Annotated in this window: 12 protein-coding genes; 6 read left to right on the top strand and 6 right to left on the bottom strand. The window is 73.4% G+C overall.

The window, feature by feature from the left end:
• Window positions 1-131 precede the first annotated feature (131 nt).
• From ACTMVF_RS38045 to ACTMVF_RS38020, 6 genes are all read left to right on the top strand, one after another.
• On the top strand, window positions 132-1,064 hold the full coding sequence (locus ACTMVF_RS38045) for an SCO1860 family LAETG-anchored protein (RefSeq protein ID WP_441275652.1): 933 nt from the start codon (window positions 132-134) through the stop codon (window positions 1,062-1,064).
• A 179-nt stretch (window positions 1,065-1,243) separates the two neighbouring features.
• Window positions 1,244-2,098 (top strand): ABC transporter permease, encoded by an 855-nt coding sequence (locus ACTMVF_RS38040; RefSeq protein WP_441275748.1) that lies wholly within the window; start codon window positions 1,244-1,246, stop codon window positions 2,096-2,098.
• 59 nt (window positions 2,099-2,157) lie between these two features.
• Window positions 2,158-3,018, top strand: a complete 861-nt coding sequence (locus ACTMVF_RS38035) for a carbohydrate ABC transporter permease (protein ID WP_441275747.1) — start codon at window positions 2,158-2,160, stop codon at window positions 3,016-3,018.
• Window positions 3,019-3,055: 37 nt separating this feature from the next.
• A complete protein-coding gene (locus tag ACTMVF_RS38030; RefSeq protein WP_441275651.1) occupies window positions 3,056-4,693 on the top strand; it encodes an extracellular solute-binding protein in 1,638 nt (545 codons plus the stop codon).
• Window positions 4,694-4,724: 31 nt separating this feature from the next.
• Window positions 4,725-5,819 carry a LacI family DNA-binding transcriptional regulator gene (locus tag ACTMVF_RS38025; RefSeq protein ID WP_441275650.1) on the top strand — a complete coding sequence of 365 codons (1,095 nt, stop codon included), beginning with the start codon at window positions 4,725-4,727 and terminating at the stop codon, window positions 5,817-5,819.
• A complete protein-coding gene (locus tag ACTMVF_RS38020; protein WP_441275649.1) occupies window positions 5,816-7,774 on the top strand; it encodes a DUF2264 domain-containing protein in 1,959 nt (652 codons plus the stop codon). Before ACTMVF_RS38025 ends, ACTMVF_RS38020 begins: the two co-directional genes overlap by 4 nt.
• On the opposite strand, the gene cobC is transcribed toward ACTMVF_RS38020, so the two are convergent.
• From cobC to cobM, 6 genes are read right to left on the bottom strand one after another with little or no spacing between them, the layout of a single operon-like run.
• The gene (cobC, locus tag ACTMVF_RS38015; protein WP_441275648.1) at window positions 7,722-8,798 is read right to left on the bottom strand and encodes an Rv2231c family pyridoxal phosphate-dependent protein CobC; all 1,077 of its coding nucleotides are present in this window, start codon (window positions 8,796-8,798) and stop codon (window positions 7,722-7,724) included. The genes ACTMVF_RS38020 and cobC overlap by 53 nt on opposite strands.
• The gene (locus ACTMVF_RS38010; protein WP_441275647.1) at window positions 8,773-9,714 is read right to left on the bottom strand and encodes a sirohydrochlorin chelatase; all 942 of its coding nucleotides are present in this window, start codon (window positions 9,712-9,714) and stop codon (window positions 8,773-8,775) included. Before ACTMVF_RS38010 ends, cobC begins: the two co-directional genes overlap by 26 nt.
• On the bottom strand, window positions 9,711-10,301 hold the full coding sequence (locus tag ACTMVF_RS38005) for a precorrin-8X methylmutase (protein WP_441275646.1): 591 nt from the start codon (window positions 10,299-10,301) through the stop codon (window positions 9,711-9,713). Before ACTMVF_RS38005 ends, ACTMVF_RS38010 begins: the two co-directional genes overlap by 4 nt.
• Window positions 10,298-11,989, bottom strand: coding sequence for a precorrin-3B C(17)-methyltransferase (gene cobJ, locus ACTMVF_RS38000; protein WP_441275645.1), 1,692 nt, complete (start codon window positions 11,987-11,989; stop codon window positions 10,298-10,300). The genes ACTMVF_RS38005 and cobJ overlap by 4 nt, the downstream gene beginning before the upstream one ends.
• Window positions 11,986-13,260, bottom strand: coding sequence for a precorrin-6y C5,15-methyltransferase (decarboxylating) subunit CbiE (cbiE, locus tag ACTMVF_RS37995; RefSeq protein WP_441275644.1), 1,275 nt, complete (start codon window positions 13,258-13,260; stop codon window positions 11,986-11,988). The genes cobJ and cbiE overlap by 4 nt, the downstream gene beginning before the upstream one ends.
• Entirely contained in the window at window positions 13,257-14,075 is an 819-nt protein-coding gene (gene cobM / locus ACTMVF_RS37990) for a precorrin-4 C(11)-methyltransferase (RefSeq protein ID WP_441275643.1), read from the bottom strand. The genes cbiE and cobM overlap by 4 nt, the downstream gene beginning before the upstream one ends.
• Between the last annotated feature and the right edge of the window lie 7 nt (window positions 14,076-14,082).

The following is a 14,082-nucleotide window of genomic DNA, read 5'->3' as shown; positions in this document are numbered from 1 at the left end:
TGCCCTGAGGTTCGAAAACCTGCACGGGAGACACACGTAGGGGTGAATGCCCGTCAGGAAGCTGACCGGGCACCCCGCATGCGTGATTCTTGGCAGGTCCCGAGCAAGTCTCCCTCCGAGGGGTCCCCACCTTGAACGGCAAGAACCTCCCCATGCCCGCACGCCGCCTCGCCACCGTTGCGACGGCCACCGCCCTGGCCGTCGGCCCCGCGGCCCTGGTCGCCGCGGGACCCGCGTACGCGACCGGTGACGAGGGTCGCGCGAGCGCCGTCGTGCTGCGCACCGGGCTCGACGTGTCCCTGCTCAACAAGACCGTGAACGTCCCGCTCGCGGTCTCCCTGAACGAGGTGCGGGCGCCCGAGAGCGCCGAAAAGTCCACGCTGACGGCCCAGTTGAACGGCGTGGACGGCGGAAAACCGTTCAGCGTGCTGAGCGCGGAGGTCGCCTCGTCGAAGGCCACGGTCGCCGACGGCAAGGCCGAGGGGTACACCAACCTCGCCCACGCCAAGGTCCACGTCCCCGGCCTGCCGCTGCTTTCCCTCATCGAGGTCGGCCAGGTCACCTCCAAGGCGACCTGTGAGGCCGGGAAGACGCCGACCGCCTCGTCCAACCTGCTGGGCGACGTCACCGTGCTGGGCAAGAAGGTCACCCTGACCGCGGGCGGCACCACGCAGGTCGAGGTACCGGGCGTGGGCGACGTGCGGCTGGACTACTCCAAGACGCAGACCACGTCACGTACGGCCGCCGCCACCGCCCTCGAACTCAAGGTCTCCGTCAACCCGTCGAAGCTGAACGTGGCCGAGGTCGAAGGCGCTCTGACCCTGGCCGAGGCGACTTGCGAGACGCCGGACGCGCCCGCGCAGGAAGCCGCCCCGAGCGCCGACCCCAGTTCCACCCCGGGCAGCGGTTCGGTCGGCGACGTCAAGCCCCAGGGTGAGTCCGCGGAGGGCGGCCTCGCCGAGACCGGCGGCAGCCCCATGACGCCGTACATCGCGGGCGGCGCGGTCGCTCTGCTCCTCGCGGGTGGGGCAGCGGTGGCCCTGGCGCGGCGCGGCCGGAGCTGATCCCGCCGGGGGGCGACCCCGTCCGGGAGAGTCCGGCCAGTCAACCCAGTCAACAGCCCTTCTTGTCAGGGCTGTTGACTGGCGTCTGAAAACGTTTTAGCTTCCCCTCACTCCGACTTCGAGAGACGAGGGGATCAGTGGAGCGCAAACGCTTTCAGTCCCGCGCCCTCCTCCTGCTCATGCTCCCCGGCCTCGGCTACTTCCTGCTGTTCCATTACGGCGCCCTGGTCGGCAATGTCATCGCCTTCAAGGAGTACGTCCCCTTCGACGGCCTCTGGGGCAGCCCCTGGGTGGGCCTCGGCAACTTCCGGCGGATGTTCGAGGACGCCGCGTTCTGGGACGCCGTCCTGAACACCGTGTGGATCGCGGTCCTCCAGCTCGTCTTCTACTTCCCGGTGCCGCTCGCCCTCGCCCTGCTCCTGCACAGCCTCACCTGGAGCACGGTCCGCCGCTTCGTGCAGTCGGTGGCGTATCTGCCGCACTTCATCTCGTGGGTGATCGTCGTCGCCCTCTTCCAGCAGGTCCTCGGCGACACCGGGCTGCTCAACTCCGGCCTCGACGGCATGGGGCTGCGCACCGTCGACATCATCGGCGACCCCGACGCCTTCCGTCCGCTGGTCGTCGCCCAGGTCATCTGGAAGGACGCCGGCTGGGGCACGATCATCTTCCTCGCCGCCCTCGCCCAGGTCGACGACCAGCAGTACGAGGCCGCCGCGATCGACGGCGCCGGCCCCTGGCGGCGCTTCTGGCACGTCACCCTGCCGGCCATCCGCCCGGTGATCGTGCTGCTGCTGATCATGCGGCTCGGCGAGATCCTCTCCGTCGGCTTCGAGCAGATGCTGCTCCAGCGCGACGCGGTCGGCCCCGAGGCCGCCGAGATCATCGACACCTTCGTCTACTACCAGGGCATCGTCGGCGGCGACTACGGATTCGCCGCCGCCGCGGGCCTGTTCAAGGGCGTCATCGGCGCGCTGCTCGTCTACGCCGCCAACAAGGTCGCCCACCGCCTCGGCGAACAGGGGGTCTACAAGTGAGCAGCCGGGTCCGTCCGGTCCGCCCGGTCCGTCCGGTCCGCCCGGTCCGTCCGGGGTGGATGGAGAAGCCGAAGCCGGTGACCCAGGCCGGCAAGGCGCTCGCCCTCGCCGCCGTCGTCCTCCTGGTCTGTGTGCCGTTCCTCGTCATCGTCTCGACCTCGCTGGCCTCCACCGACGAGGTCGTCGCAGGCGGCGGCTGGGTGCTGTGGCCGACCGAGCCGACCCTCGACGCCTACCGCGACATCCTCGACGGCGGCATCGTCACCCACGCCCTCGGCGTCAGCGCGGGCGTCACGATCGTCGGCACCCTGCTCAGCCTCGCCTGCACCGTCGCCCTCGCCTACGCCCTCTCCCGCCCCGGCGTCTTCGGCGGCAGGCCGGTCCTGCTGCTCGTGCTGTTCACGTTCCTCTTCCCGCCCGGCATGATCCCGAGCTTCCTGCTGGTCAAGGAGCTGGGACTGCTGGACAGTTACGCCTCGCTGGTCCTGCCCGTCCTGGTGAACGTCTTCAACCTGGTCGTCCTGCGCGGCTTCTTCCAGGGCATCCCCGAGGAGCTGTACGAGGCCGCACGGCTGGACGGCGCGGGGGACTGGCGGGTGCTGTGGTCGGTCGTACTGCCGCTGTCCAAGGCCGCGTTGGCCGTCGTGGGCCTGTTCTACGCGGTGGCGTACTGGAACTCCTGGTTCTACGCCTCGCTCTACCTGGAGAGCGACCACTGGCCCCTCCAGCAGGTCCTGCGCGCCTATGTGATCTCGGGCTCCGGACTCACCGACGCCACCACCGGCGAGCAGACGGTCACCGCCCCGCAGACCGTGCAGATGGCGGTGCTCGTGATCGCCACCGTGCCGATCCTGCTGGTCTACCCCTTCCTGCAGAAGTACTTCACCAAGGGCGTGCTCACCGGCGCCATCAAGAGCTGACACAAGCTGAGACAAGCCGACACGAGGTGATTCACCCATGCACCGCATGTCCCGACGAACCCTGCTCGGTTCCCTGGCCGCGGCCTCCGTCCCGGGTGTGCTGACCGCCTGCTCCCCGGGCTCCGGCGACAGCGACGTCTCCAACGCGGGCAAGAAGCTCGCGCCCTGGCCCGCCCACACGCCCGCCCCCGGCCCCAAGCCGGACCTCGCCCCCACCGAGGCCGGCGTACAGGCGGGATACACCGCCTACCCCTCCGACCTGGTGCGGTCCGTCTCCCGCCCGCCGGGCGACGGCTCCACCGTCAAGGTCATGTCGGTGTCGTTCGGCACGCCCCCGAAGCCCGCCTCCGCCAACCGGTTCTGGGCGGCCGTCGAGAACGCCCTCGGCGTGAAGATCGAGTACACGATCATCTCCCAGGCCGACTACCAGAAGAAGATGGCCACGGTCATGGCCGGTGACGCCGACACCCTGCCGGACATCATCAACCTCTTCTCCGGGTTCGTCCTGCCCCGCGAGGCCGAGTTCGTGCAGCGGCGCGCCGAGGACCTCACGCCGTACCTCTCCGGCGACGCCATCGCCGACTACCCCAACCTCGCCAACATCCCCACCCACGCCTGGCGCGACATGGGCCGCATCGGCGGCCGCATCCACGGCATCCCGCTGGAGCGCCCGCTGCCCGGCTCCACGCTCTGGCTCAACCAGGGCATGTTCACCGACGCCGGCATGAAGGAGGGCTGGACGTCCGGGGACTTCGCCGCCGTGGCGAAGCGGGCGACCGGTGGGAAGACGTACGCCCTCGGCGCCGCCAACGGCTCCCTGTTCGGCAACGCCGTGCACTCCGCCGCCCACAACGCGCCGCAGAACTGGGCGGTCACCGAGGACGGCACGTTCCGGCCGGGCTGCGCCGACGAGCGCTACAAGGCGGCCATCGCCTTCCAGGCGCAGCTCCGCAAGAACGGCTCGTACCACCCGGACGCCACATCCATCTCCCAGATCGACCTGACCACCCTCTTCTACAACGGCACCGTCGGCTCCATGCAGGACGGCTTCGGCGCCTACCTGCCCAAGTACCAGGAGGCCCCGGACGGGATGACCCCGGCCGCCGCCCTCCCGTACAGCGTCGACGGCACCCCCGGCGGTGTCGTCGCCGCCCGCCGCTCCTTCGGCTACACCGTCCTGAAGGCGGCGAAGAAGGAGCGCGTCGAGATGCTGCTCCGCGTCCTGGACTTCCTCGCCGCCCCCTTCGGCAGCAAGGAGTGGGAGCTCGTCCACTACGGCGTCGAGGGCACCCACTTCACCCGCGGCAAGGACGGCTCACCCGAGCCCACGAAGCTCGGCGAGGTCGAGAACAACACCAACCTGCCGCTGAAGTACCTCGCCGAGGGCCCGCAGGTGCTGTTCGTGCCGGGCATGCCCGATGCCGTACGGGCCCTGCACACCTGGCAGCGCAAGGTCGTGCCGCACGCCGTCCGCGACGCCTCCTTCGGCCTGCAGTCCCGCACCAGGAACGCGCAGGGCACCACCCTCAAGGCCCTCCTCGACGACACCGTCACCGGGATCGTCGCCGGGCGCATCCCGCTGTCGGAGTGGGACGCGACCGTGCAGAAATGGCGGGCCCGGGGCGGCGACAGAATGGCCGAGGAGCTTGCGAAGGACTACGCGGCCAACACCTGAACAGCCGCTCGTGGAACAGGAGATGCGGGGGATGGGGAACGACATGGCGGACACCGGGTCCAAGCGGCGGGTCACGATCCGCGAGGTCGCCGAACGGGCGGGCGTGTCGATCGCCACGGCGTCGCGCGCGCTCAGCGGCAACCATCCGGTGCCCGCCTCGACCCGGGCCCGCGTGCAGCGCGCCGCACGTGACCTCGACTACGTCGCCAACGCGCACGCCCGGGCGCTGGTGGGGGGCGGCCGGAAGATGGCCGCCGTCGTCGTCCGCCAGGTCACCAGCCCCTTCTACGCCCAGGTCGCCGAGGGCGTGGAGGCGGAGGCCGCCGACCGGGGCTGGCTGTGCGTGGTCGGCGCGACCGGCGGGGATCCGCAGCGCGAGATGGAGTTCGTGCAGCTGATGCGGGAGGAGGGGGCGCGGCTGGTGATCCTGGTCGGCGGGGTCGTCGAGGACGACGCCTACCGGGAGCGCGTCGCCCACTACGCCCAGGCGCTCGACTCCTCCGGCGCCCGGCTCGTGCTGTGCGCACGCCCGGCGCCCGACCCCGAGATCCCCGCGCTGGTCGTGGAGTTCGACAACGAGGCGGGCGCCCGGGCGATCACCGGTCACCTGCTGTCCGCCGGGCACCGCCGCATCGTCTTCCTCGGCGGGCTGCCCGGCAACACCGCGCTGGAGGCGCGCGTCGCCGGCTACCGGGCCGCGCTCGCCGAACACGGGGTGCCCGCGGCGGCCGCGCGGGTCGTCGACTGCGGGCTGGGGCGGGCGGCGGGTCTGCGCGCGATGACCGAACTCCTGAAGGAAACGCGGGAGTTCACCGCCGTCTTCGCCGGGGACGACATGGTGGCGGCGGGCGCCCTGCGGGCCATCGCGGACGCGGGGCTCAGCGTGCCCGACGACATCTCCGTCGTCGGCTACAACGACATCCCCCTCGCTGAGGACTTCAACCCGCCCCTCACCACCGTCCGCACCCCCGCCGAGGAGCTCGGCCGCGCCGCCGTCCGCATCGCCCTGCGCGACCCCGAGCACGCCGGCGGCGGCCACCACCTGCTCGGCACCCACATCGTCGTACGCCGAAGTGTCGCCACACCCCGGCTACGACCGACCGACGGAGGATCCGCCCCCGTATGACCGCGCCGCATGTGTCGCCCCCCGACGACCCGACGCACCCGCCGAGTCCACCGAACCTCCCCGACCTGCCGAACCTTCCCGGCCTGCCCCCCGCCGACCCGGTGCTCTCGCCCCGCACCGGCTGGACCCGTGCCCACTGGGAGGCGATCGCCGACCGGCTCCTCGACGGGCTGCTGCCGTACGCTGCACCGGGCTTCGCCCAGTACCGCCTGCCCGGACCGCCCAGCCACTCCGGCCCCTGGTCCGACGGCCTGGAAGGCTTCGCGCGCTCCTTCCTGCTCGCCGCCTTCCGCATCGCGGGCTCCGGCGGCCGCGTCGGCCCGGCCCTCATCGAGCGGTACGCCACCGGACTGGCCACCGGCACCGACCCGCACCACCCCGAACACTGGCCCCCCATCACCGACCGCGCCCAGCCCATGGTCGAGGCGGCCTCCATCGCCATCGCGCTGCACGAGTCCCGCCCCTGGCTGTGGGACCACCTCGACGACGGCGTACGGCAGCGGGTGTGCGCCTGGCTCGGCGCCTTCGTCGGCGCGGACGTCAACGACTCCAACTGGCGGCTGTTCCAGGTCATCACCGAGGAGTTCCTCGCCTCCGTGGGCGCCCCGCACAGCCGGGCCGAGATCGACGCGGGGCTGGCCCGCCTGGACGACTGGTACCGGGGCGGGGGCTGGTACACCGACGGGGACGGGCGGAAGTTCGACTACTACAACGCGTGGGCGCTGCACCTGTATCCGGTGCTGTGGGCGCGGATCGCGGGGCCGCGGTCGGACCCGGCCACCGTGGCGCGGCACCGTGCCCGGCTGCGCGATTTCCTCGCCGTCCACCAGCACTTCTTCGGCTCCGACGGCGCCCCCGTCCACCAGGGCCGCTCCCTCACCTACCGCTTCGCGACCACCGCCCCGCTGTGGGCGGGCGCCCTCGCCGACGCCACGCCGCTCCCGCCGGGCCGCGTCCGCCGGCTGGCGTCCGGTGCGCTGCAGCACTTCGCCGAGCGAGGGGTGCCCGATGCGCGGGGCCTGCTCACCCTCGGCTGGTACCGGCCCTTCCTCCCCGTCACCCAGCGCTACTCGGGCCCCGCCTCCCCGTACTGGGCGAGCAAGGCCTTCCTGGGGCTGCTGCTGCCCGCCGGCCACCCCGTCTGGACGGCACCGGAGGAGCCCGCCCCCGTGGACACGCAGGACATCCGCCTGGCCCTGCCCGCCCCCGGCTGGCTGCTGCACTCCACCGCCACCGACGGGATCGTCAGGCTGGTCAACCACGGCAGCGACCGCCTCCCGCCCCCGCCCGCCACGGCCGACGACAGCCCCCACTACGCCCGGTTCGCCTACTCCAGCGCGACCGCCCCCGAAACGCCGGGCGCCGACAACCACATCGCCCTGATGGGCCCCGACGGAACGCCCTCCCGGCGCGGACGCATCCATCCCCTCGGCGCCGACGGCCGGCGGGCCGGATCCTGGCAGCACGGCCGTATCGAGACCGTCAGCGTCGTGCACGGCCCGTGGGAAGTGCGGGTGCACCGACTCGACGTACCGCCCGACACGCCCGTGCGGGAAGGCGGCTGGGCGGTGGCCGACGACACGGCACCCCCGGTCGCGCGCACCGGCCCCGGCCGGGCGCTGGCCCGCCGCGCGGACGGGCTGACCAGCGCCGTCGTCGGCCTGTACGGCTGGGACGACGCCGAGGCGGTGGTCGTGCGCGGCGTCGGCACGAATGCCGTGGGCCACCACTCGGCGACTCCGGTACTGCAACTGGCCCGAGCAGACCCGCTGTTGGTGACTCTCGTGGCGCTCAGTGGCGACCCGCACACGCCGCTCACGGGAGCGAGCGCGACCGTCACCGCCGACGGCACCGTGGAGATCCGCTTCCCGGACGGCACCCCGGAGCGGGTGCCCGCCGGGCTCAGCGGCGCGCCAGAGCCATCGCCTGATCCAGCGCCCGGAGGAACCCGTTGACCGTCCCCCGGTCCCGCACCGCCAGCCGCAGCCACTCCTCGCCCAGCCCGGGGAAGGTGTCCCCACGCCGGACCGCGAACCCGAGCTCGCGCAGGTGCCGGCGTACGGCGGCCGCCCTGGGCAGGCGTACGAGGACGAAGGGACCCTCGGCGGGCTCGACGACCCGGAGTCCGGCCGACGCGAACTCACCGAGCCCCGCGACGAGATGGGCCCGGTCGGCGGCGATGCGGTGGGCCGCGTGGCCCGCCTCCGCCAGGGCCGGGGACGACACGCAGGCCTCGGCGGCGGCGAGCGCGGGCGTGGAGACCGGCCACAGGGGCTGGGCGCGTTCCAGGTCGGCGATGGTGTCCGGGGCGGCGAGGACGTAGCCGATGCGCAGGCCGGCCAGGCCCCACGTCTTGGTCAGGCTGCGGAGCACCACCAGCCCCGGCACGTCCGTGCGCCCCGCCAGCGCCTCCCGCTCACCGGGCACCGCGTCCATGAACGCCTCGTCCACCACCAACGTCCGCCCGGGCCGGGCGAGTTCGGCGAGGGACGCGGCCGGGTGCAGCACCGACGTCGGATTCGTGGGGTTGCCGATCACCACCAGGTCCGCGTCCTCGGGGACGGCCGCCGTATCGAGCCGGAAGCCGTCCGCCTCCCGCAGCAGCACCCGGTCGACGGTGTGCCCCGCGTCCCGCAGGGCCGCCTCCGGCTCCGTGAACTGCGGGTGCACGACGACCGGCCGGCGCACCTTCAGCGCGCGGGCGAGGAGGACGAACGCCTCCGCCGCCCCCGCCGTCAGCAGCACCCGTTCCGGCGGCAGCCCGTGCCGCGCCGCCACCGCCGCCCGCGCGGCCCGCCCGTCCGGGTAGGCCGCGAGGGAGCCCAGCGACCCGGCGATCCGCTCGCGCAGCCAGGTGGGCGGCGTGTCCGCGCGGACGTTCACGGCGAGGTCGACGAGCGCCGAGCCGTCGTCGCGGACCTCGGCGTCGCCGTGGTGGCGCAGGTCGTGCGCCTCAGTGGGCATGGGAGTGGCTGCCATGGTGGTGGCCGTGGTCGTGATGACCGTGCCCATGGTGGTGGCCGTCGTCGTCCGGGTGGAAGTGCGGCTGCTGGGGCATGCCGACCTTGTCCTCGAAGCCGGGCAGCGCGATGCGGTACACGCACGAGTCGCAGTTCATCCGCAGGTCGCCCTTGAGGGCCTCCTCGTACCGCTCCATCACCAGGTCGAGCAGCTCCGGCTCCGGGCCGATGACGTCCGCCGAGCGCACCTCGACCTCCGGGTGCGCGGCCGCCCAGCCCTCCGTCTGCTGACGCACCCGGTCCGGCAGGATGCCCGTGAACAGGAAGTAGGGCAGGACGACGATCCGCTTCGCCCCCAGCTTCACGCACCGGTCGAGACCGCTCGGCACATCCGGCGCCGCGAGCGACACGAACGCCGTCTCCACGCCCGCGTATCCGCGCCCCTCCCACAGCAGCCGCGCCGCCTTGTGCACCTCGGCGTTGGCGTCCGGGTCGGTCGACCCGCGCCCGACGAGCAGCACGGTCACATCGGCCCGGTCCCCGGGCGTGCGGCCCTCGGTGCCGAGCGCCTCGTCGAGGCGCCGTTCGAGGACGGCCAGCAGCGACGGATGCGGGCCGAGCGGGCGGCCGTAGGTGTACGAGATCCCCGGGTGCCGCTCCTTCTCACGGGCCAGCGCCGCCGGGATGTCCCCCTTGGCGTGGCCGGCGGACACCAGCATCAGCGGCACCGCGGCGAAGCGCCGTACGCCCCGCTCGACCAGCTCGGTCACGGCCTCGCCCAGTGGCGGCGGGGACAGCTCGATGAAGCCGCCCGCGACGGGCAGGCCGGGGTGGCGGGCCCCCAGCTCCCGGACGAAGTCGCGGAACGCCTCGGCTCCGGCATCGTCCCGGGTGCCATGACCGGCGATGAGCAGGGCGGGCGGCGGGGTGGTCACGATTTCTCCTCGGAATGTGAAGTGGGGTGGTACAGCAGGGCGTTGAGCGCGGCCGCGGCGACCGCCGAACCGCCCTTCTCGGACACGTTGCTCACGGCGGGCAGCCCGCTCTCGCGCAACGCGGCCTTGGACTCGACCGCGCCGACGAAGCCGACGGGCAGGCCGATGACGAGTGCGGGGGAGGCATCGAGGGTCAGCAGCTCCTCCAGCGCGGTGGGTGCGTTGCCGATCACCCAGAGCGCGCCCGGGCCGACCTGCTCGTAGGCGAGCCGGATCGCGTGCGCCGAACGGGTCAGCCCCGGCCCGGCCACGGCATCCCTGAGCCGGCACACGGTCTCGCGCCGGGTGATGCCGGCCCCGACCATCTCCACATCCACGACGACGGGCGCGCCCGTGTGCAGGGCCTCGTGCGCCTTCTCCAGGTCGCCCTCGTCCATGACGAGATCGGTGGCGTACTCCAGGTCGGCCGCGGAGTGGATGACCCGCTCCACCACAGCCCGGGTCAGCGGCGGGAAGTGCGAGGTGTCCAGGCGGGCGCGCAGCCGCCGGTAGGACTCCTCCTCGATGGGATGAACGACGCGGTTCACTCGGCCTCCTGCCAGCGGTAGCCGCGCGGCGTCACCATGCGCCCCGCGATGTCCCGGGTCGCCGTGTTGCCCACCGTCACGACCGTCATCATGTCGACCGTCGCCGGGTCGAGGGCGCCCAGTGTCGTGAGCCGAGCGGACTCGTCCGGCCGCGACGCGTTGCGTACGACACCGACCGGCGTCGTCGGCCCGCGGTGCTCGGCGAGGATCGCGAGGGCCTTGGGCAACTGCCAGTCGCGCCCCCGGGAACGGGGGTTGTAGAAGGTGACCACGATGTCCGCCTCGGCCGTGGCCCGCACCCGCCGCTCGATGACCTCCCACGGGGTGTGCAGGTCGGAGAGGCTGATCGACACATGGTCGTGCCCGAGCGGCGCACCGAGGATCGCGGCGGCCGCGAGGGCGGCCGTGACACCCGGCACCCCGATCACGTCGATGTCGTCGGAGGCCTCGGCGAGCGCGGGGGAGGCCATGGCGTACACACCGGCGTCCCCGCTGCCGATCAGCGCGACCGCCTGCCCCTTGCGGGCCTCCGCGACGGCAGTGCGGGCCCGCTCCTCCTCGGCGCCGAGCCCCGACTCCAGGACCCGCGTGCCGGGCCGCAGCAGATCGCGGATCTGGTCGACGTACTGGTCGAGCCCGACGAGCACGGAGGCCCGCCGAAGCTCGGCCTTCGCACGCGGGGTGAGCAGATCACGGGCACCGGGCCCGAGGCCGACGACCGCGAGCCGCCCGCGCGCAGGCCGCCGTACGACGGCACAGGTCGCCATCGCCGGCTGCCCGTCGGCGCGCTCCGACTTCCGCTTGGGTACGAGGAGTTCGCCGCCGCCCACGAGAGCGGCGGCCTCGGCGACCGAGGGGGTGCCCACCGCGGCGAGGGGCGCGTCGGAGGGGTTGGGGACCTCGACGGCGGCCAGTTCCTCGGCGGAGTGGGTGACGAGGGGGACGCCGAGGCGTTCGGCGGCCTGGACGATGCCGGGCTCGTCGGCCTTGGCGTCGACGGTGGCGAGTTCGGCGAGGGACTTGAGGGAGAGGCCGGCGTCGCCGAGCGCGCTCTCGATCAGCCCGAGCACCTCGTCGACGGGGGCGCCCTTGGAGGCACCGACGCCGACGACGAGGGACGGCGGGCGCAGGACGACCTCGCGCTCGGCGACGCGCTCGACGAGCCGATCCGTCAGACGGACGGTGTAGGAACCCTCGGCGGCGACCGGGAGCGGCGGCAGCGGCCAGGCCAACTCTGCTCTCAGAGCCACCGCTTCACCGTCGAGCAGGGCCCGCGAGACCCCGGCGACATCGCCCTCCACCGGGAACCCGAGCGTGTCCAGACCGGGCAGCCCCACGGCATCGGTCGCCGTCGTCACCACGGGCTCCGCCCCCAGCAACTCCCCGACCTCCCGGGCGAGTTCATTGGCCCCGCCGCCATGTCCGCCGACCAGCGACACGGCGAACCGCCCGCCCTCGTCGACGCACACCACGCCCGGGTCGGTCGCCTTGTCACCCAGCAGCGGGGCGATCAGCCGGACGACCGCTCCCGTCGCGAGAAAGCACACGAGCTGCTCGCACTCCGCGAACGCCCGCCGTACGGCGTCCCCGACGGGCCCGTCGTACACGCGCACGCGGTCCGGCCACGCCGCGGCCAGCCGGTCGCGCGCCGCCGCCCCCGCCGCGGTGGCGGAAATGAGGCCGATCACTGGGCAACTCCTTCTTCAGTACGTACTGGAGGCCGGACGCCCCACAGCAGGAACACGGGATTGGTCGCCGCCAGCCGGGTCACGTCCCCCGGCAGCGGCGCGAGCCGCGACGACTGCAACAGCACCCCGGCGCAGTCGAACCCGGCACTCTTCAGCGCCTCACGGGCCGCCGGCACCCGGTCCAGCGCCGCCATGGCCACCACGACCGCCCGCCGCGCCCGCCGCGCGCACGCGGTGACGATGGCGGGCAGCTCACGCCCCCCGCCCCCGATGAACACGGCGTCCGGATCGTCGAGGTCGGACAGCACGGTGGGCGCCGCCCCGTGCACGACATGGACGTCGACGCCGTGCGCGGCGGCGTTGGCGCGGATCCGCTCCACGCCGTCCGGGGTCTTCTCGACAGCGGTGACGGCGGCACCGAGCCGCGCGCACTCCACGGCCACGGACCCGGAACCGGCGCCGACGTCCCAGACGAGGTCGCCGAGGCGCGGCCCGAGCCGGGCCAGGGCGAGTGCCCGCACCTCAAACTTGGTGATCATGGAGTCGCGGTGCGTGAACTCGGCCTCGTCCAGGGCCCATGGGGCGGGTGCGGCGCCCGCCCCCGCGACCGTACGCACGCCCCGCGTCGCCCGCGTCTCGTCCAGGCAGAGCACGACACTCACCGCCGTACCCCAGTCCCGCCGCGCGGCCTCGCCCGGGGAGACCCGCTCCACGCGCTCGCGGCCGGGATCGCCCAGCGCGGACGCGACGACCAGGACCCGCTCCGGGACGGTACGGGCGAGCGCCGCGCCCAGCTCGGCAGGTCCGGCGCCCGGTCCGGTCAGCACGGCCACCTTCGGATGCGCCCGGCAGACGTTGACGGCCGTGCGCGGCTTCCGCCCGTGCGCGCTGACGACGACCGCGTCGTCCCAGGTCAGCCCGAGTCGCGCGAAGGCGGCGGCGACGGAGGACACACCGGCCCGCACATCGAGCCGGTCCGCCCCGAACCGCTCGGCCAGCACCCGCACGATCCCGAAGAACCCGGGGTCACCGGAGGCCAGCACGACCACCCGCCGGTCCTTCGCGACGTACTCCGCGATGGTGTCGAGGGCAGGAGCCAGCGCCCCGAGCACGACCCGCTCCACGCCCTCGGCCGGTCGTACGGCATCCAGATGCCGCCGCCCGCCGACCACCAGCTCGGCCCCGGCGAGGATGTCCTCGGGAAGCGGCGCCCCCGTCCCCGTCCCGACGACCGTGATCGGCCGCTCGGGGATCGGCCGTTCGGAGATCACGTGCTTGCCCCGCGCTCGCGCAGCGCCCGCCGCGCCTGCGGGTCGGCCTTCCGGTACCCGTGGAAGTGACCGGGGTGGTAGAGGTGCGAGCGGGTGCCGTGCGCGTCGAGGGCCGGGCCGACCAGGAACAGGGTGTGCTTCCAGAGCTTGTGCTCCTTGACGGTCTCCTCCAGCGTGCCGATCGTGCACTTCACGACGAGCTCCTCCGGCCAGGTCGCCTGGTAGGCGACGACGACCGGCGTCGACGTCGGATACCCGCCCTCCAGCAGCTCCCGCACGAGCTGCCCGCTACGGGCGGCCGACAGGAAGATCGCCATGGTGGTCCCGTGCTTGGCGAACTCCCGCACCTCCTCGCCCGGCGGCATCGGCGTCTTGCCGCCACCGAGCCGGGTGAGGACGACGGACTGCGCGACCTCGGGGATGGTCAGCTCCCGCTGGGCGAGCGCGGCGACGGCGGAGAAGGCGGAGACCCCGGGCACGATCTCGGTCTCGACGCCGATCCCGGCACACCGGTCGAGCTGCTCCTGCGTACCGCCCCAGAGAGCGGGGTCGCCGGAGTGGATGCGCGCGACCTTGAGCCCGGCCTCATGGGCCCGCTCGTACACGGCGACGACGTCCTCCAGGGACATGGTGGCCGAGTCGAGGATCTCGGCGTCCTCGCGCGCGTGCTGGAGGACCTCCGCCTGCACCAGGCTGGCCGCCCAGATCACGACGTCGGCCTCGGCGATGGCACGCGCGGCACGGAACGTCAGCAGATCGGCGGCGCCGGGGCCGGCACCGACGAAGGTCACCTTGCCGGTGGGGGCATCGGCCATGGGGAAT

This window comes from Streptomyces sp. SD31 (assembly GCF_052068475.1).
Taxonomy (GTDB): Bacteria; Actinomycetota; Actinomycetes; order Streptomycetales; family Streptomycetaceae; genus Streptomyces.
The sequence above is the reverse complement of the archived record's forward strand: the minus strand, read 5'-3'. Positions and strand labels throughout refer to the sequence as shown.